The organism is Bacillus pumilus (genome assembly GCF_003431975.1).
Lineage (GTDB): Bacteria > Bacillota > Bacilli > Bacillales > Bacillaceae > Bacillus > Bacillus pumilus_N.
On record NZ_CP027116.1, the window covers coordinates 1,677,125 to 1,696,245 of the forward strand.

The window sequence follows — 19,121 nt, forward strand, 5'->3', positions numbered from 1 at the left end:
AGCACTTCAGACACGTTCAAATACAGCAAATTGATTGATGAACTAGAAGGAGCTTGAAGCAGCTATGTTGCAAATAATTAAAGCAAGATGGATTGTATTAGTGGTGTGGATGATAACAGCTGTGATTCTGTTTATTACTGCACCCAATTTAGAGGACTTAACAAGAGAAAAAGGGCAATTAAAGGTTCCGGAGGGGACACCGACGGCTGAGGCACTTCACTTATTGGATAAGCTATCAGATCATAACGGGAAAAAAGATACGGGTGTCATTGTATTCTCCGAACAACATCTGTTCCCTAATAAGGAGCAGGAATTAAAAAAGGCTTTATCTGCACTCATGACACATGCCCCAGACCTCCACATTGACGGAATTACTTCGTATTTTCATGTAGATCCGGACATTCAAAAACAACTTCTATCAAAGGATAAAAGTACACTTCTTGTTCCATTCAAATTCGACCACTACGAAATAAAAGCTGTGAAGATGAAAGAACAAATTGAGGAAGTTTTAAAGCCCTATCAAGTTTCATATGAAATGACGGGTCAAAAATTTGTGGATTCAGATGTCATTAAGAGCTCCCAGCAAGGTCTGAAGAAAACTGAACTTATTACGATGGTCTTTATTTTCTTTATTTTAATTATTGTGTTCAGATCGATTTTGGCACCTGTTGTTCCGCTTATTACGATCGGCATTTCTTACGCTGTCAGCCGGTGTATTGTGGCTTTTCTAGTAGAATATACGCAATTTCCTCTATCTAATTTTACTCAGATTTTTATGGTAGCTATTATGTTCGGTATAGGAACAGACTATTGTATTTTACTGTTAAGCCGTTTTAAAGAGGAGATTGGTCAAGGTCGTGATGTCAAAGAGTCAATTATCATCACATACAAATGTGCAGGAAAAACGGTCTTTTTCAGCGGGTTAGCCGTGTTAGTCGGCTTCTCAAGCATTGGATTTGCTAAATTCCAATTGTATCAGTCAGCCGTTAGTGTTGCTGTTGGAGTTGGCATTCTGCTGATTGCCCTTGTCACCATTGTTCCCTTTTTCATGTCTGTTTTTGGAAAATCTCTATTCTGGCCATCTAAAAGAGAAAACATTCGCCACCCGCAAAGTAAAATGTGGGAATGGGCGGGTCGCTTTTCATTTAAAAGGCCGCTGATCAGCCTAGGTTTAGTCGCATTGATTACAGTGCCTCCTATTCTGATATATGACGGCACACTATCTTATAACAGTCTAAATGAGATTGGCAAAAAGTATGAGTCAGTGTCTGCATTTAATACAATATCAGAGCAATTTGGCTTTGGTGAAGCGCTGCCTTTAAATGTACTTGTTGAAAGTGACAATGAGTTAGATAACCAAGAAAAGATTGTCATCATTGAGAAACTGACCCGTAAACTAAATGATATTGACGAAGTGAAAGCAGTCCGCAGTGTCACTCGTCCTGTTGGAAACGGGCTAAGTCAGCTTTATGTCACCTCTCAAGCAAAAGAACTTGGAGGAGAGCTTGGCAAAGGCCACGATGGAATCGGAAAAATTTCAGATGGATTAACCGAAGCAAATCTCGCCCTTCTCAAACAGAAACCCAAAATTCAAGAATCCGCTAAAGGAATTGATCAGCTGATTGATGGAACGAAAGCGATCAAAAGCGGAGTAGGCGAAGTAAGAGAGTCCCTGATCTCTTTAGAAGATGGGGTGAGGCGCAGTAAAGATGGTGTCGGCACCATTCGAAGTAAAATCCAAAAAGCGAAAAAAGAATTAGAGCAAGAATATCGCAGCAGTGAAGCGATGATTCAAGAGCTTAAGCGAGTAGTCAATACGCTGGACCGGCATGCAAAATCGAATCAGCAGTTGATAGCAACCATTCAAAAAGTAAAAAAATCCTACGAAAACGTTTCGTTTGAAGCACTTGAAAAACGTCTTCCGGAAGTAAAAGAGTTTGAAGAGTATAAAGAAATCAAGAAAGTGTTTAAAGACACAAAAGAAATGCTTGATCAAGCAGGGGATCAAATGAGTGAGTATGAAGAGGAAGCCTCTCTGTTTAAAGAAAAGATTAAGAAGGCAGATGCAGTGATTCAAACCTTTTCAAGCAAGCAAAAAGAAGTGAAACAGCAAGTGCGAGCACTCATGGAAGGGCTTGATCAAATTTATGATGGACTTGATCAAACAAATGAAGGACAAAAACAATTAATCAAAGAAATGCCTAAAATTGAAGATGGCGCAGATCAGCTGACAGACGGGCAAAAAGCCATTAAAAAAGGGTTTAATCAGCTTTCATCAAAACTTACATTATTAACAGATGGATTAGGTGAAAGTATTGAAGGGCTTGAGCAGGTCAAAAGTGGCTTCACCGAAGCGGATGGTTACTTAAAGCAGCTGCAGCAAGCACCAGATGAAGAAATAACAGGCTGGTTTATTCCAGAAGAGGTACTGAAACGTCATGAATTTAAGCAAATCTTTCAAACGTATATGTCTCCAGATCGTAAATTAACAACCTTTGAAGTCATATTAAATGTGAATCCATACAGTAATGAAGCGATGAAAGGTGTTGCGAAAATTGAAGACACCCTTGATCAATATTTACCTGTCAGCGGGCTTAAGAATGCAAATTATGGTGTGTCTGGTATCTCAAGTCTTAATGTAGATTTAAAAGAAACATCTGACGGTGACTTTATTCGAACGGTCATTTTCATGTTAATTGGTATCTTTATCATTTTAATTATATTATTACGGTCAATCGTCATGCCGATATACTTAACACTTTCACTCATTTTAACGTATTTTACATCCATCGGTTTAACTGAATGGATATTTAAAACATTTTTTGGCTACGATGGTGTCAGCTGGGCTGTCCCATTTTTCAGCTTTGTCATTCTTGTCACCCTCGGCATTGATTATTCGATCTTCTTGATGGATCGCTTTAATGAATGGAAGGGAGAGCATGTGCAAGCATCGATGATATCAGCGATGAGAAATATGGGTTCCGTCATTATTTCAGCAGTCGCGATATTAGCGGGGACCTTCGCCGCCATGCTGCCATCCGGTGTATTGTCACTTGTTGAAATTGCAACGGTCATACTCATTGGACTTTTATTATATGCGTTTGTTGTATTGCCACTATTTATCCCAGTCATGGTTCGTATTTTCGGTAAATGGAATTGGTGGCCCTTTAGAATGAAATAAAGACCGGCGTCTCTGCTTATAGCAGAGGCGTTTTTATTTCCTATCCTTTCCTCTGATTGATATAATGTCTATTAAATGGCTGTTTCACGTATATATCAGCTATGTTCTAATACATAATAAATAGGATGAACAAAGGAGGTTTCTCATGACGTACTTACAAGAGAAGACACTAGACACACCTGGTCTTCATACTCATATTGTCAAAACAGAAAAATTTAAAACTGTGACGATCCTTTTTAAAATGCTTGCGCCTCTATCCAAAGACGACGTCACCATGCGTTCTCTTTTCCCGCATGTGCTGTTAAGAGGAACAGAAAAAATGCCGAAAACAGGACAGCTGCGTGCTTATTTTGATGAGCTCTATGGTGCAACTGTTTCCGCAGACATGGCGAAAAAAGGGGAGAATCACATCATTACCTTCCGCCTGGAAATGGCGAATGAAAAATATTTAAAGGATCAAACTCCCTTACTAGAAAAAGGGATTGCTTTACTATCTGACCTATTATTCCACCCGTATGTTGAAGATGGGGTGTTTAGTTCGTTATATGTAGACCAAGAAAAACGCACATTAAAACAACGTATTCAAGCCGTGTATGATGACAAAATGCGCTACTCGAACTTAAGACTTGTGCAGGAAATGTGTAAAGGCGAACCGTATGCACTGCACGTTAATGGAGAAATGGAAGACATTGAAACGATCACATCCCACTCGCTTTTTAAAGCGTATGAGCATGCACTTCAATCCAACCAGCTGGATCTTTATGTTGTGGGAGATGTTGATGAGCAAGACATCAGCCGAATGGTCTCTCAATATTTCAAAACAAGTGAAAGAGAACCAGTCAAGCAACAGGCTGAATCAACAAGATCCCATCAAGAACCAAAAGAAGTCATTGATGAAGAGGACGTAAAGCAAGGCAAGCTGAATATTGGCTTTCGCACGCATACGACGATTGCAGATGACGATTATCCAGCGCTGCATTTGTTTAATGGTATATTCGGCGGCTTCTCCCATTCGAAGCTATTCATCAACGTTCGGGAAAAAGCAAGCCTTGCGTACTACGCTGTGTCTAGACTTGAGAGCTTTAAAGGGTTGATGATGGTCATGTCAGGAATTGAAGTCGGCAACTACCAGCAGGCGGTAGACATCATTAAAGAACAATTTAAAGCGATGCAAAATGGTGATTTTTCAGATGAAGTGATTGAGCAAACAAAGGCTGTCGTCAAAAACCAGCTGCTTGAAACCATTGATACATCTTATGGGACAGCAGAATATCTGTATCAGCATGTCGTTGTGCCAACAGGGGAAACCCTTGATTCCTTTTTAGACGCACTTGACCAAGTGACAAAAGAAGACATCATCAAAGTAGGTCAGAAAATTGAATGGGATACGACCTATTTTCTTAAAGGAACGGAGGGTGCTTCATGACAGTGAAAACAATTCAATTCGATCAGCTGCAAGAAACGGTCTATCACGAGAAAATGGAAAGCGGACTTGACGTCTACGTGCTACCAAAGCAAGGGTTTAACAAAACCTATGCGACCTTTACGACAAAATATGGTTCAGTCGACAACGAATTTGTGCCGCTTGGCAAAGAAGACATGATTCGAGTGCCTGACGGAATTGCCCATTTCTTAGAGCATAAGCTGTTTGAAAAAGAAGATGGCGACGTGTTTCATACATTTAGTAAGCAAGGTGCATCCGCAAATGCTTTCACAACGTTTACGAGAACGGCTTACTTGTTCTCAAGCACTTCAAATGTCGAGCAAAATCTTGAGACACTCATTGATTTTGTGCAAGAGCCATATTTTACAGAAAAGACGGTTGAAAAAGAAAAGGGCATCATTGGTCAAGAAATTAACATGTATGATGACAACCCAGACTGGCGTTTATTTTTCGGTCTGATTGAAAATCTATATCAAAAGCATCCCGTGAGAATTGATATAGCTGGAACAGTGGAAAGTATTGCTCCGATCACAAAAGATCATTTGTATGAATGCTATGAAACGTTCTATCATCCGAGCAATATGCTTCTATTCGTTGTCGGTCCTGTTGATCCGAAGCAAATATTAGATCAAGTCAGAGCGAATCAAGCGAAGAAGCCATTTACAGACCAGCCAGAGATCAAACGAAAAGACATCAATGAGCCTGAGGGTGTGTACAGGAAAGAATACGAACTTCCAATGAACGTACAAGGCTCGAAATGTATGTTTGGGTTAAAAACAAAAAATCCGCATAAAAAAGGAAGTCAGCTGCTAAAGCACGAGCTTGGGATGAATCTCATTTTAGAGACGCTGTTTGGCAAAAGCTCCTTACAATATGAACAGATGTATGAAAAAGGATTAATTGATGAAACCTTCAGCTACGACTATACGGAAGAGGGCGGCTTTGGCTTCACGTCAGTTGGCGGAGATACAAATGATCCTGATCAGCTGGCAAAAGAATTAAAAGAAACCCTTCTTCAAGCAAAGAACTTGATTTCAGAAGAAAAAATCGAGCTCGCGCGCAAGAAGAAAATCGGCAGCTTTCTAAAAGCCATGAACTCTCCAGAATACATTGCGAACCAATTCACTCGTTATGCATTTTTAGACATGAGTTTATTTGATGTCGTGACCATGCTTGAACAAATCAAATTAGCCGACATTCAGCAAATTATAGAAGAAGAAATTGATGAAGAACGGATGTCCGTCTTCAAAGTCGTCCCGAAAACAAAATAAATAAAAAAAGACAAACTCTGATCAAAAGAGTTTGTTTTTTTTTATGCCTCATTTGAAAAAAGCATGTGATTTATGAGGATTTTCATTGACAATCATTTTGTTCATTAGTTAAACTCTTTAATAGTTAAATACTTAAACTAAAAAGGAGCAGCGTATGGAACAAAATAAAATTGCACAGCTCATTCAGAGGTATGCAGACGTCTATCTCATGATGGAGAAAAAAGTATCGAGTATGATCACGGAAAAGCTTGATAAAGAGCTGACGCTCGATCAGTACTACTCGCTTCGATACATCAATTTACATCCCGGTTGTACATCAACGGACCTTGCAAATGTATGTAATGTGAACAAAAGTGCGGTAACATCCATGACCAATCGTCTGTTTACGAAAAACTATATTGTCCGCGAGCACGATCAAGCTGATCGAAGAAATGTTCATCTGTACGTTACGCCAGAGGGCAAAGATGTGGTCAGCCGAATGGAAAAGCAGCTTCAGGATCTCGTTCGATCTTATTTTGAAAAGCTGGAAGAAAAAGAAATGGAATCATTTATTCAAACATATGAAAAGATCTATCAAGTCATCATCGAAGAGGAGGCACAAAGTACTAATGAGAGCAATCATAAAGGGTAGATGGCTGATCACGATTCTATGGATCGTATTAGCGGCAGTGTTACTCATCACCGCTCCTAATATGGCGCAATTAACAAAAGAAAAAGGGCAAATTTCTGTACCAGACGGCTATCCGTCCTCATATGCGAATCAGTTATTAAAGAAAATGTCTGAAAACGGTGATACAGAAAAATCAATTGTCATTGTCTTTCAAGAAAAGAACATCGTAAAAGAAAGAGAAACATCTTTAAAAAAGGCAATGGAGATTTTAGAAAAAGATCAAGCTCTACATGTAGAGGACATCACATCTTATTTTGAAGCCAACAAAGATATCAAACAACAGATGCTCTCTAAAGATCGAACGACGCTCCTTGTTCCAGTTACATATGACTCAAACAAAATCAAAGCTTCCGATTTTAAAGACAGAGTCAATGAAAAGTTGAAGAGCTTAAACCTGACATTTGAAATGACGGGGCAGCCGTTAATTGATGATGATGTGATCACAAGTTCGCAGGAAGGTCTGAAGAAAACAGAGTTCATTACGATTGGGTTTATTCTCATTGTTCTTGTTCTTGTCTTTAGATCAGCTGTGGCGCCTTTCGTTCCGTTAGTCGCAGTGGCTCTGTCTTACTTGGTGAGCCAATCCATCGTGGCGTATTTAGTCAAATATCTCGACTTCCCGCTCTCGACCTTTACTCAAATCTTCATGGTTGCGATCATGTTTGGGATAGGAACGGACTACTGTATTTTGCTTCTTAGCCGTTTTAAAGAAGAGATCGCACACGGTAAAGATAAAATTGAAGCGATTCTCATTACGTATAAAACAGCAGGAAAGACCGTCTTATTCAGCGGAATTGCTGTCCTGATCGGCTTTACTTGTATTGGTCTTGCGCAATTCCAGCTTTATAAATCTGCTGTTGCAGTAGCAGTTGGTGTTGCTGTGCTCATTGTGGCACTTCTGACAATTGTTCCGTTCTTTATGGCGGTGTTAGGAAAGGTGCTATTTTGGCCGATTAAAGGTGATATTGCACACCCTCAGTCAAAAATGTGGGAAACAGCAGGCCGTTTTTCATTTAAGAAACCACTTTTCAGCTTATTAATCGTAGGAATCATTACCCTTCCGCCCATTCTTATGTATAAAGGAACGCTTTCTTATAACAGCTTAGATGAAATCGGTAATAAATACGAATCAGTCAATGCATTCAATACCATTTCTGATAAATTCGGGCCCGGTGAAGCACTACCAGCAACGATTGTCGTGAAATCGTCTGATCTGTTAGACAACAATAAAGGGCTGATTGCTGTTGAAAAACTCAGTCGTGCAATTGAACAAACAGATGGCGTAAGTAAAGTGAGAAGTGCGACACGTCCTGTCGGTAAAGGGTTGAGTGATCTATACGTGAAATCACAAGCAAAAGAACTGAATACCGGACTTGATAAAAGTAATGAAGGCTTGAAAAAAATCCAAGATGCACTGACGACAATGAGTCAATCCATTGAGGATCAAACGCCGCAAATCAAATCATCTGGAAAAGGCATTAACAAATTAATTTCTGGTACAGAATCAGTGCAAACGGGCATTCAAAACGTCGAAAAATCGTTAAGAAAACTGCAAAGCGGAATCGATCAAAACAAAAACGGTGTAGCAGAAATTAAAGAGAACATTAAAGGTGCGAAAAAAGAATTAACGGCTCAAGTCGCACAAGTGAATCAGCAAGTGTCGCTATATAAAAGCATTTCCAAAGAATTAAAGGCAGCATTAGCGCAGGTAGATACATCCTCCTCAGCGGCAGCGGATGTAAAAAAGTTAATTACACAAGCAAATAAACAATTTAGTACACTTGAAAAACAAATCCCGCAGGTAAAAGAAAATCAATCGTATCAAGCCATCAAAGCTTCATATCATGAACTTTCTACGACCTTGCAAGAAGGGGCGAAACAGGCAGACAGCTATGCCAAACAAGCGAAAGAAGCGAAAAAACAGCTTGAAGCAGCAGATGCCTTTATTGCAAAAGCTAGAGAGCAGCAAAAAGTCTTGACGAGTCAAATCGATGAGCTCATTGCTGGCTTAGACGCAATTGAAACTGGATTGGGTAAAACGTCTAAAGGTCAAGGGCAAATAGCTGATAATATGCCAAAGCTTGCAAATGGTGCCGGGCAAGTGATAGAGGGTCAAAAACAAATGAAAGAAAAGATTGGCGGCTTTGGAGATGACATGACCAAGCTGACAGATGGGCTGAACAAGAGCGTAAGCGGCTTAGAGAAAATTTCAAGTGGGTTAATGGGTGCAGGTGATTACTTAGACGAACTGAAAAATGCACCCGATCAAGACATGGCCGGCTGGTTTATTCCAAAAGACGTGCTGAAAAACAAAGCATTTAAGCAAGTATTTGATTCGTACATGTCAGATGACCGCAAGATGACTAAGATTGATGTCATTTTAGAAAAAAATCCATATGGCAATGAAGCCTTGTCCACGATCAAACAAGTAGAGGCTTCTGTCGAACGGGCACTTCCTGAAACAAACCTAAAAGATGCTTCATTCGGCGTTTCAGGTGTATCAAGTATGAACGCTGATTTAAAACAGCTCTCAGACCAAGATTTCAATAAGACAGTTCTTTACATGATGATCGGTATTTTCCTCATCTTAGTGATCCTGTTCCGTTCGCTTGTTATGCCGCTATACTTGGTAGGTTCACTTATTTTGACTTACTTTACAGCCATCGGAATGACAGAATTTATTTTCACCCACTTCTTCGGATATCCGGGCATTAACTGGGCGGTTCCATTCTTTGGATTTGTCATATTAATGGCGCTCGGGGTCGATTATTCGATTTTCTTAATGGAGCGGTTCAATGAATACAAAACAAAAGACATTCAGTTTGCGATGACCGAATCGATGAAGAATATGGGCTCTGTTATCATGTCTGCTGCTGTTATTTTGGCAGGAACATTTGCCGCAATGCTTCCTTCGGGTGTGCTGTCTCTCTTACAGATTGCAACACTTGTTCTCACAGGACTTTTACTGTACGCACTCGTTGTGCTACCATTGTTCGTACCTGTGATGGTGAAATTGTTCGGATCAGCTAACTGGTTCCCATTTAAACGAAAAGAATAGATATTTCAAATAGAAAGTAGGAATCCATGTGATGAGTCGTTGGGCGCTGATAACAGGTGCCAGTGGCGGGATTGGGCAGGCCGCAGCCAAAAAGCTTGCCCATGAAGGCTGCCACGTAATGCTCCATTATCACAAAAATGAGCAGGCAGCCGTAGCGCTTGCCGCTGACCTGGAAGAAACATGTCATATTCAGACGCATGTCGTTCAAGCGGATTTAGCTAAAATGGGCGGAGCTGATGAGCTCGCCAGCCGTCTGCCTGTATCTCCAGATATTCTTGTCTTAAATAGCGGTAAAAGTCATGTCGGATTAGTCACAGATACAGAAAAAGACGTATTAGCCAGTATGGTGCAGCTGCATGTCACAAGTCCATATGAGCTCACCCAAAACCTATTGCCTGCCATGATCCAAAAAAAAGCAGGACATATCGTTGCAGTCAGCTCGATATGGGGAGAAACAGGTGCATCGTGTGAAGTGCTGTACAGTATGGTCAAAGGTGCGCAAAATGCGTTTATTAAAGGTCTGGCGAAAGAGCTTGCTCCAAGTGGAATTAGAGCAAATGCTGTTTCGCCTGGTGCTGTTGATACAGACATGATGAAAAGCTTCACAAAAGAAGATATTGCCATGCTTGAAGAAGAAATCCCGCTTGGCAGGCTTGCATCACCTGAGGAGATTGCCGATGTCATTTGGTTTCTCGCCTCAAAACAGTCCAGTTATATGACAGGACAAATATTATCCGTTAATGGCGGCTGGTACTGTTAAAAAACGTGTATAATTCATCTCTCCATGACAAAAGCTATGGCTGTAATTCATCTTTTCGAATGGAGGAATCGACATGTCAGTACTTGAGAACTGGGACCATTGGAAAAACTTTTTAGGTGACCGTTTAAATCATGCGCAGGATAAAGGTTTAGAAGGAGATACCATCAATAACCTTGCGTATGAAATTGGCGGATATTTAGCTAACGAAGTTGAAGCAAAGAACGAGCAAGAAAGAGTACTTGCTGACCTTTGGAGCGTTGCATCAGAAGATGAGCAGCGTGCCATTGCCAATATGATGGTCAAGCTGGTTGAAAATAATAGCTCGCACTAAACAAAAAGAGGGGTCGTTTGTGCCTCTCTTTTTATTTTAACCGTTTAGCAACATTGTGCTTTCTAAAAATGTGAAAATGCTTTATGATAAAGGAAGGTAAAAATTTGCCACAATGAAGGGGGTAATATCATTTGGCAAAGCTCGAATGGTATTTTGAATATGAGATACAGGTAAACCGTCCCGGACTATTAGGAGATATATCTTCTTTAATGGGGATGCTTTCAATTAATATTGTGACAATTAATGGTGTTGATGTATCAAGACGCGGAATGCTTTTACGCTGTGACCACACAGATCAAGTGAAGCGCCTTGAATCAATTTTAAATACAATGGAAACGATAAAAGTAACAAAATTAAGACAGCCAAAGCTTCGTGACCGCTTAGCGGTTCGTCACGGCAGATACATTCAGCGTGATGCGGATGACAAAAAGACGTTCCGATTTGAAAGGGACGAGCTTGGTCTTCTTGTTGATTTTATGGCTGAACTATTTAAAAAAGAAGGACATAAGTTGGTTGGGATTCGCGGAATGCCGCGTGTCGGAAAAACAGAATCAATTGTAGCTTCAAGTGTATGTGCCAGCAAGAGATGGCTTTTTGTATCGTCCACTCTTTTGAAACAGACGATTCGAAGTCAGCTGATTGCGGATGAATACAGCCCAGATAACGTTTTTATCATTGATGGGATTGTGTCAACAAGAAGAGGTTCTGAGAAGCACTTGCAGCTTCTAAGAGAAATTATGAGACTGCCGGCAACGAAGGTGGTTGAGCATCCAGACATCTTTATTCAAAATTCAGAATATACAATGGATGATTTCGACTATATCATTGAATTGCGCAATAGTGCAGACGAAGAGATTACATATGAGCACGCTGAAGAACCACAAGTGTTTGATCATTCTGGTTTTTCTGGCTTCGATTTTTAATATGGTAATGGTAGGTGTTTGTGTTGACTGAATTGGGAAAACGGCTCGTTGAGGCCAGAGAGGAAAAAGGGATGTCGCTGGAGGATCTTCAGACGGTGACCAAAATCCAAAAGCGTTACTTGCTAGCAATCGAACAAGGAAACTATGATATTATTCCAGGTAAATTTTACGTCAGAGCGTTTATTAAACAATATGCCGAAGCCGTTGGACTGAATTCTGAGCAATTGTTCGAAGAGTTTCGTAAAGATGTTCCAAGCACGTATAACGATGAAGTATCTGATAAATTATCAACAATTAAGCCGCAAAGAGAACTTCCAAAGCCTGCTTCAAAAGTGCTTGAGTTGCTGCCGACCATTTTGATTATTGGAGGCGTCCTTGTGGTCATTGCGATCATCTATGTGATCGTGCAGGCGGTCAATCAAGACAGCGGACAGAAGAATCATCAGACAGCTCCTCAGCAGTCAGAATCTAAATACGAAGTATCTGAGGATTCATCTCTTGCAAAGGACCAAAAGAAAAAAGAGAAGAATTCTTCAGATGATGAAGAAAAACCTTCTGAAAAAGAGGATTCATCAAAAGATGATGAAACGGTCTCTTTAAAGGCGGCGAATACAGAAGGCTCTACGACAACGTATGAAGTGACGGGTGCAGATGAGATGGAGTTAACTATTTCTGCCACACAAACTTCATGGCTGCGCGTAAGAGACGAATCTGGAAAAGTGCTGAAGATGGGTGAACTAAAAGATGGCGAATCGTTTAAAACAGACCTATCTGAGCTCTCTCAAGTTGATATCCGTCTAGGTAATGCGTCAGGAATTGATATCAAGGTGAATGACGAGACGCTTAAGTACGAATTAGACCCTAAAAACACCATGACACAAAACATTGTGATTGTGAATAAAGGAAAGGAAAAGTCATCTTAAGCAAGTAGATGACTTTTCTTTTGTTCCTACTATTATATATACATAAAAAAATGGCTTTATTGGAGGATTGAATTTCATGTTTAACTTACCGAATAAAATAACTCTTTCTAGGATCGCCTTGATCCCTGTTTTTATGATCATTATGCTTGCACCTTTAGATTGGGGTGTTGCGCGCTTTGGCAGCGTCAGTATCGAAGTGACCCACCTTGTTGGCGCAATCCTGTTTATTGTCGCTTCCACAACTGACTGGATCGATGGGTACTATGCACGTAAGCTGAACTTGGTGACGAATTTTGGTAAATTTTTAGACCCGCTTGCAGATAAATTGCTTGTTTCAGCTGCTTTAATTATACTTGTTCAATACAACCTCACACCGGCATGGATGGCAATTGTCATCATTAGCCGTGAATTTGCTGTAACCGGTCTAAGACTTGTATTAGCCGGAGGCGGTGAAGTGGTAGCAGCCAATATGCTTGGAAAAGTGAAAACATGGGCGCAAATCATTGCGATTTCAGCCCTTCTATTGCATAACCTGCCGTTTGAACTTGTATCATTCCCGTTTGGTGACCTTGCGATGTGGGTAGCGGTGTTCTTCACGGTTGTCTCAGGCTGGGATTACTTTGCGAAAAACTGGGAAGCTTTAAAGAATTCTAATTAAAAAGGACGTGTACGCTTTGAAGTCAGAGAGAAAAGCAGAAATTATTGCAGTCGGATCCGAACTTTTGCTAGGGCAAATTACGAATACGAATGCACAATTCATCAGCAAACAGCTAGCTGAAATTGGTGTGAATGTTTATTACCACACAGCAGTTGGTGACAATCCAGAGCGTTTAAAAAAGGCCATTCAAGTGGCGCAGGAAAGATCTAATTTCATTATCTTCTCTGGTGGTCTCGGACCAACCAAAGATGATTTAACAAAAGAAACCATTGCGAGCACGCTTGGAAAAGAGCTCGTATTAAATGAAGAAGCGTTTGAATCCATTCAAGACTACTTTCGAAAGACTGGACGGGACATGTCACCAAATAACCGTAAGCAGGCACTCGTTCTAGAAGGATCCGATGTGCTCGTGAACCGGTTCGGGATGGCCCCAGGAATGTTTATTCAAGAAGAAGATACATTTTATGTGCTTCTTCCTGGGCCGCCAAGTGAACTGCATCCAATGTTTGAGAACGAGGCGAAGCCGCTGATTTCTGAGAAACTCGGTTTAAAGGAAAAAATCGTATCTGTTGTTCTCCGTTTCTTCGGAATCGGTGAATCACAGCTTGAAACAGACCTAGAAGATTTAATTGATGCTCAAACCAATCCTACGATTGCTCCTCTCGCATCTGACGGTGAAGTGACGCTAAGACTCACAGCGAAGCATGAGGATGAAAAAGAAACAGATCGTCTATTAAAAGAAACAGAAGCGAAAATTTTAGCGCGGGTAGGTGAGTATTTCTACGGATATGGGGATACATCACTTGTTCGTGAAGCTTCCAAAGCATTGCATGCGCACGGGAAAACTGTTGCAGCGGCTGAGAGTTTGACTGGTGGAATGTTTTCTGAATGGCTGACAGATCTTGAAGGCGCATCATCCATTTTAAACGGTAGTGTCGTTTGTTATACAAACCAAGTTAAACAGCAGGTGCTTGGCTGCCGGGAAGAAACATTGTCTTCCCATGGTGCTGTCAGTAAAGAGTGTGCTTTAGAGCTTGCTGAAGGGGTTAGAAAGCTGACCGGAAGTGATATTGGCATTAGTTTTACGGGTGTAGCAGGTCCTGATACCCATGAGGGTCAACCTGTCGGGAAAGTGTTTATTGGTCTATCCACAAAAGACCAGACGGACGTGTTTGAATGGATGTTTACAGGGAGCCGGTCAGGCATTCGAAAGCGTGCTGTGAAATATGGTTTGCATCACTTGCTTAACTTATTAAAAGAGAGTTAATTTTGTTTTTTGTTAGGTTTACTCCTTTATAAAAGAGTGTTTTTTCTAATAGAAACCACTTTTTTCTTAAGAGTTTGCCAAGAAAAAAATCGAATATGTGTTCGTTTTTTTCTTGGCAAATGACGTAAAACAAGGTATAGTATAGATAGTGGAATTGATAAAGGAGGAAACAATAGAATGAGTGATCGTCAAGCAGCCTTAGATATGGCTCTTAAACAAATAGAAAAACAGTTTGGTAAAGGCTCTATTATGAAACTAGGAGAGCAAACAGATACACGTATTTCAACAGTACCTAGTGGTTCGTTAGCACTTGATACTGCGCTTGGAATAGGTGGATATCCTCGCGGCCGTATTATTGAGGTATATGGTCCAGAGAGTTCTGGTAAAACGACAGTAGCACTTCATGCCATTGCTGAGGTTCAGCAGCAGGGAGGACAAGCTGCATTTATCGATGCGGAGCATGCGCTAGATCCAGTTTACGCTCAAAAACTAGGTGTCAATATTGATGAGCTATTACTTTCTCAGCCGGATACAGGGGAACAAGCACTTGAAATTGCAGAAGCTCTTGTACGCAGTGGGGCTGTTGACATTGTTGTTATTGACTCAGTAGCTGCACTTGTACCAAAAGCAGAGATTGAAGGAGACATGGGTGATTCACACGTTGGTCTTCAAGCTCGTTTAATGTCCCAAGCACTTCGTAAACTATCAGGTGCCATTAATAAATCAAAAACCATTGCTATCTTTATTAACCAAATTCGTGAAAAAGTTGGTGTCATGTTCGGTAACCCTGAAACAACACCAGGTGGACGTGCACTGAAGTTCTATTCATCTGTTCGTTTAGAAGTACGCCGTGCGGAACAGTTGAAACAAGGTAACGACATCATGGGGAACAAAACGAGAATTAAAGTGGTGAAAAACAAAGTAGCACCGCCATTCCGTATTGCCGAAGTAGACATTATGTATGGTGAAGGTATTTCGAAAGAGGGAGAAATCATCGACCTTGGAAGTGAACTAGATATCGTACAAAAGAGCGGAGCTTGGTATTCTTATCAAGAGGAACGTCTTGGACAAGGCCGTGAAAATGCGAAACAGTTCCTTAAAGAAAATAAAGATATCATGCTGATGATTCAGGAGCAGATTAGAGAGCATTACGGTTTGGATACAAACGGAGTGAAAGCTGAAGAAGAAGAAGGACAAGAGGAATTGGAAATTTAAAGACTAAAAGGCGCTGAAAAGCGTCTGAGATGGTTGACGAAGGGCTAAAATGATCTTGATTTTAGCCCTTTGTCTTCTTTTTATTGTGATAGAAAACCTTTGAAGTCTAGGAAAAGCGAGCGCCGGAGCGCAGACCTGACAACGAATGCGAGAATTTGTCTACACACTGAGACGCTGAAAAGCGTCTTTTTTTTACATTTACATGACAGGTAGCGGGGCAAAAGATCTGTCTTTGCTTGAAATAACGACTTCCGCCTCAGTCTGACTAGCTTGACAAGTATTTCCGACACAATTACAATGGGAATGTATCACTTGTTTTTCTTAACATGATTGATAACTAATTTAAACTTGACAAGGGCAGTGAGGATCTCATTCCCTGTGAAGGCCCTGTATGTTGAGACACAAAACAATGTACACGCCGACACTTTATTTGTAAAACCAAGTTCATAGCAAGAGGAGGTGAAAATATGTCGCCTACGATGTTTACGATCATCTCCATTTTGCTGAGCCTAATCTGTTTAGTTGTTGGCTACTTTGTTCGTAAAACCATTGCAGAAGCAAAAATATCCGGCGCAAGAAACATGGCCGAACAAATTGTTGAAGATGCAAAGCGTGATGCGGAAGCATTGAAGAAAGAAGCGCTCTTGGAAGCGAAAGACGAAATTCATTCGTTTCGTGTAGAGGCGGAGCAAGAAGTTCGTGAAAGACGTAATGAGCTTCAAAGACAAGAAAACCGTTTACTTCAAAAAGAGGAAAATCTTGATCGTAAAGACGAATCTTTAGATAAACGGGAGTCTCTGTTGGAGAAGAGAGATCATTCTCTGAATGAACGACAACAACATATTGAAGAGATGGAAAGCAAAGTGGATGATATGATTCGTTTGCAGAAAGCCGAGTTGGAACGCATTTCAAGCCTAACTCGAGATGAAGCGAAACAAATCATTCTGGACCAAGTTGAAAATGAGCTTTCCCACGACATTGCAGTCATGACGAAAGAATCTGAAAACCGAGCGAAAGAAGAGGCTGATAAAAAGGCGAAAAACATTCTTTCACTTGCGTTACAGCGTTGTGCAGCTGATCATGTAGCTGAAACGACGGTATCTGTAGTCAATCTTCCAAATGATGAGATGAAAGGGCGTATTATCGGACGTGAAGGACGAAATATCCGTACGTTAGAAACGTTAACTGGTATTGACTTGATCATAGATGATACACCTGAAGCTGTTATCCTATCGGGCTTTGATCCGATTAGACGTGAAACAGCGAGGATAGCTCTGGACAAGCTAGTCCAGGATGGCCGCATTCATCCTGCACGAATTGAAGAAATGGTGGAAAAATCACGCCGTGAAGTCGATGACTATATCCGCGAGATGGGTGAGCAAACGACATTCGAAGTCGGAGTTCATGGTTTACATCCGGACCTCATCAAAATTCTCGGTCGCTTAAAATTCCGTACAAGTTATGGACAAAATGTCCTGAAGCATTCAATTGAGGTTGCACATCTTGCAGGTCTCATGGCTTCAGAGCTTGGAGAAGATGCAAAGCTTGCAAAACGAGCAGGTCTTCTGCATGACATTGGAAAAGCCATTGATCATGAAGTAGAAGGAAGCCACGTAGAAATTGGCGTTGAGCTTGCGACGAAATATAAAGAGCATCCTGTTGTCATCAACAGTATTGCCTCTCACCACGGTGACCAAGAACCGACATCTATTATCGCTGTTCTTGTTGCGGCAGCTGATGCATTATCTGCAGCACGCCCTGGTGCAAGAAGTGAGACGCTTGAAAATTACATTCGGAGACTTGAGAAATTAGAAGATATCTCTGAATCTTATGAAGGTGTTGAGAAATCGTTTGCGATACAGGCTGGACGTGAAGTACGTATTATGGTGAAGCCAGATTCAATTAATGATCTTGAAGCTCACCGTCTAGCAAGGGATATTCGTAAGCGAATTGAGGACGAGCTCGATTACCCTGGTCACATTAAAGTGACGGTCATTCGAGAAACTCGCGCAGTAGAGTATGCAAAATAGAGCGGTGCGCTTAGCGCCGCTTTATTTTTTTGTGTAAATATGCAACACTGATAAGAAGATCATTCTAAAAGAGAAAGGGTTCAAAGCGCATGAAAATATTATTTGTTGGAGATATCGTCGGTTCACCTGGACGAGATACTTTAAAAGAATACTTGCCAAAGCTTAAGAAAAAATATCAGCCCCACTTTACCATTGTCAACGGCGAAAATGCTGCTCATGGAAAAGGTATAACTGAAAAAATCTATCATGAGTTGCTGCAAGCAGGAGCTGACGTGCTCACAATGGGCAACCATACATGGGACAAAAGAGACATTTTTGATTTCATCGATAATGCGCCAAATATGGTTCGCCCTGCCAACTTCCCGGAAGGCACACCTGGTAAAGGTCTCACGTTTATAAAAAAACAAGGAAAAGAACTGGCTGTCATCAACTTACAAGGACGTACTTTTTTACCGCCGATTGACTGCCCATTTCAAAAAGTGGATGAATTGATTGCGGAAGCATCAAAACGTACACCGTTTATTTTTATTGATTTTCATGGTGAAGCCACAAGTGAAAAACAAGCGATGGGCTGGTATACAGATGGCCGTGCATCATGTGTCGTTGGAACGCATACACATGTACAAACTGCTGATAACCGCGTTTTGCCAAAAGGAACTGCGTATATTTCAGATGTTGGCATGACAGGACCTTATGACGGCATTTTAGGTGTTGATCGGGAAACGATTATTAAACGATTCAAAACGAGTCTTCCCGTCCGTTTTGAAATTGCTGAAGGCCGCACGACATTAAGTGCAGTGATCGTAGAAATTGACGAACAGTCGAAAAAAGCTGTCAAAATTGATCGAATTTTGATAAATGATGACCATATTTTCTTTGAATAAATGTTCACATATTTATTTCAGAAAAATATTAATCAGAAAGAAGGAATATGCGCCCTCTATCGTGAATATAGTAAAAATGGTAGGTAGCCTGCTATTTTTGAAAAACATTTTGGGGATGGATTTTCAAAAATAAGCATCATCTAACAAAGATTGTTCTAATGAACACTCACTTATCCATTGTAAATTTAAGGGGGAGCAGAAATGGAAATTTTAAAAGTTTCAGCAAAGTCAAATCCGAATTCAGTAGCAGGAGCATTAGCTGGCGTTTTACGTGAACGCGGTGCAGCGGAAATACAAGCAATCGGTGCTGGAGCGCTGAATCAGGCGGTCAAGGCTGTCGCCATTGCAAGGGGATTTGTTGCGCCAAGCGGAGTGGATTTGATATGCATTCCAGCATTTACTGATATTCTTATCGATGGAGAAGAAAGAACAGCAATCAAATTGATTGTGGAGCCACGATAATTCTAATTTTATTATTTTCAACCTGCTTACATCATGTAAGCAGG

15 protein-coding genes are annotated in these 19,121 nt (G+C 40.8%); all 15 read left to right on the plus strand.

Features of this window, described 5'->3' with window-relative positions; translation table 11 throughout:
* Positions 1–64 precede the first annotated feature (64 nt).
* The 15 genes from C5695_RS08520 to spoVS all read left to right on the plus strand — a co-directional run bounded on the left by C5695_RS08520 (position 65) and on the right by spoVS (position 19,077).
* On the plus strand, positions 65–3,181 hold the full coding sequence (locus C5695_RS08520; RefSeq protein WP_117730348.1) for an MMPL family transporter: 3,117 nt from the start codon (positions 65–67) through the stop codon (positions 3,179–3,181).
* A 145-nt stretch (positions 3,182–3,326) separates the two neighbouring features.
* Positions 3,327–4,607, plus strand: coding sequence for an EF-P 5-aminopentanol modification-associated protein YfmF (gene yfmF / locus C5695_RS08525; protein WP_117730349.1), 1,281 nt, complete (start codon positions 3,327–3,329; stop codon positions 4,605–4,607).
* The gene (gene yfmH / locus C5695_RS08530; protein ID WP_117730350.1) at positions 4,604–5,896 is read left to right on the plus strand and encodes an EF-P 5-aminopentanol modification-associated protein YfmH; all 1,293 of its coding nucleotides are present in this window, start codon (positions 4,604–4,606) and stop codon (positions 5,894–5,896) included. Before yfmF ends, yfmH begins: the two co-directional genes overlap by 4 nt.
* Positions 5,897–6,050: 154 nt before the next feature.
* Positions 6,051–6,527, plus strand: a complete 477-nt coding sequence (locus C5695_RS08535; RefSeq protein WP_012010014.1) for a MarR family winged helix-turn-helix transcriptional regulator — start codon at positions 6,051–6,053, stop codon at positions 6,525–6,527.
* Entirely contained in the window at positions 6,505–9,624 is a 3,120-nt protein-coding gene (locus C5695_RS08540; protein ID WP_117730351.1) for an MMPL family transporter, read from the plus strand. Before C5695_RS08535 ends, C5695_RS08540 begins: the two co-directional genes overlap by 23 nt.
* A 31-nt stretch (positions 9,625–9,655) precedes the next feature.
* A complete protein-coding gene (ymfI, locus tag C5695_RS08545) occupies positions 9,656–10,384 on the plus strand; it encodes an elongation factor P 5-aminopentanone reductase (RefSeq protein ID WP_117730352.1) in 729 nt (242 codons plus the stop codon).
* Positions 10,385–10,457: 73 nt separating this feature from the next.
* Positions 10,458–10,715 (plus strand): DUF3243 domain-containing protein, encoded by a 258-nt coding sequence (locus C5695_RS08550; protein WP_048239821.1) that lies wholly within the window; start codon positions 10,458–10,460, stop codon positions 10,713–10,715.
* A gap of 131 nt (positions 10,716–10,846) precedes the next feature.
* Positions 10,847–11,638 (plus strand): DUF3388 domain-containing protein, encoded by a 792-nt coding sequence (locus C5695_RS08555; RefSeq protein ID WP_117730353.1) that lies wholly within the window; start codon positions 10,847–10,849, stop codon positions 11,636–11,638.
* A 23-nt stretch (positions 11,639–11,661) separates the two neighbouring features.
* Positions 11,662–12,561 carry a helix-turn-helix domain-containing protein gene (locus C5695_RS08560; protein ID WP_117730354.1) on the plus strand — a complete coding sequence of 300 codons (900 nt, stop codon included), beginning with the start codon at positions 11,662–11,664 and terminating at the stop codon, positions 12,559–12,561.
* A 76-nt stretch (positions 12,562–12,637) separates the two neighbouring features.
* Positions 12,638–13,219 (plus strand): CDP-diacylglycerol--glycerol-3-phosphate 3-phosphatidyltransferase, encoded by a 582-nt coding sequence (gene pgsA, locus C5695_RS08565; RefSeq protein WP_117730355.1) that lies wholly within the window; start codon positions 12,638–12,640, stop codon positions 13,217–13,219.
* A 16-nt stretch (positions 13,220–13,235) separates the two neighbouring features.
* Positions 13,236–14,486, plus strand: a complete 1,251-nt coding sequence (locus tag C5695_RS08570) for a competence/damage-inducible protein A (RefSeq protein ID WP_117730356.1) — start codon at positions 13,236–13,238, stop codon at positions 14,484–14,486.
* A 177-nt stretch (positions 14,487–14,663) separates the two neighbouring features.
* Positions 14,664–15,701 (plus strand): recombinase RecA, encoded by a 1,038-nt coding sequence (gene recA, locus C5695_RS08575; RefSeq protein WP_117730357.1) that lies wholly within the window; start codon positions 14,664–14,666, stop codon positions 15,699–15,701.
* Between the two features lie 467 nt (positions 15,702–16,168).
* The gene (gene rny / locus C5695_RS08585; protein ID WP_003211958.1) at positions 16,169–17,731 is read left to right on the plus strand and encodes a ribonuclease Y; all 1,563 of its coding nucleotides are present in this window, start codon (positions 16,169–16,171) and stop codon (positions 17,729–17,731) included.
* Between the two features lie 89 nt (positions 17,732–17,820).
* Entirely contained in the window at positions 17,821–18,615 is a 795-nt protein-coding gene (locus C5695_RS08590; RefSeq protein ID WP_117730358.1) for a TIGR00282 family metallophosphoesterase, read from the plus strand.
* Between the two features lie 201 nt (positions 18,616–18,816).
* Positions 18,817–19,077, plus strand: coding sequence for a stage V sporulation protein SpoVS (gene spoVS / locus C5695_RS08595; protein ID WP_003211281.1), 261 nt, complete (start codon positions 18,817–18,819; stop codon positions 19,075–19,077).
* Positions 19,078–19,121: the final 44 nt, after the last annotated feature.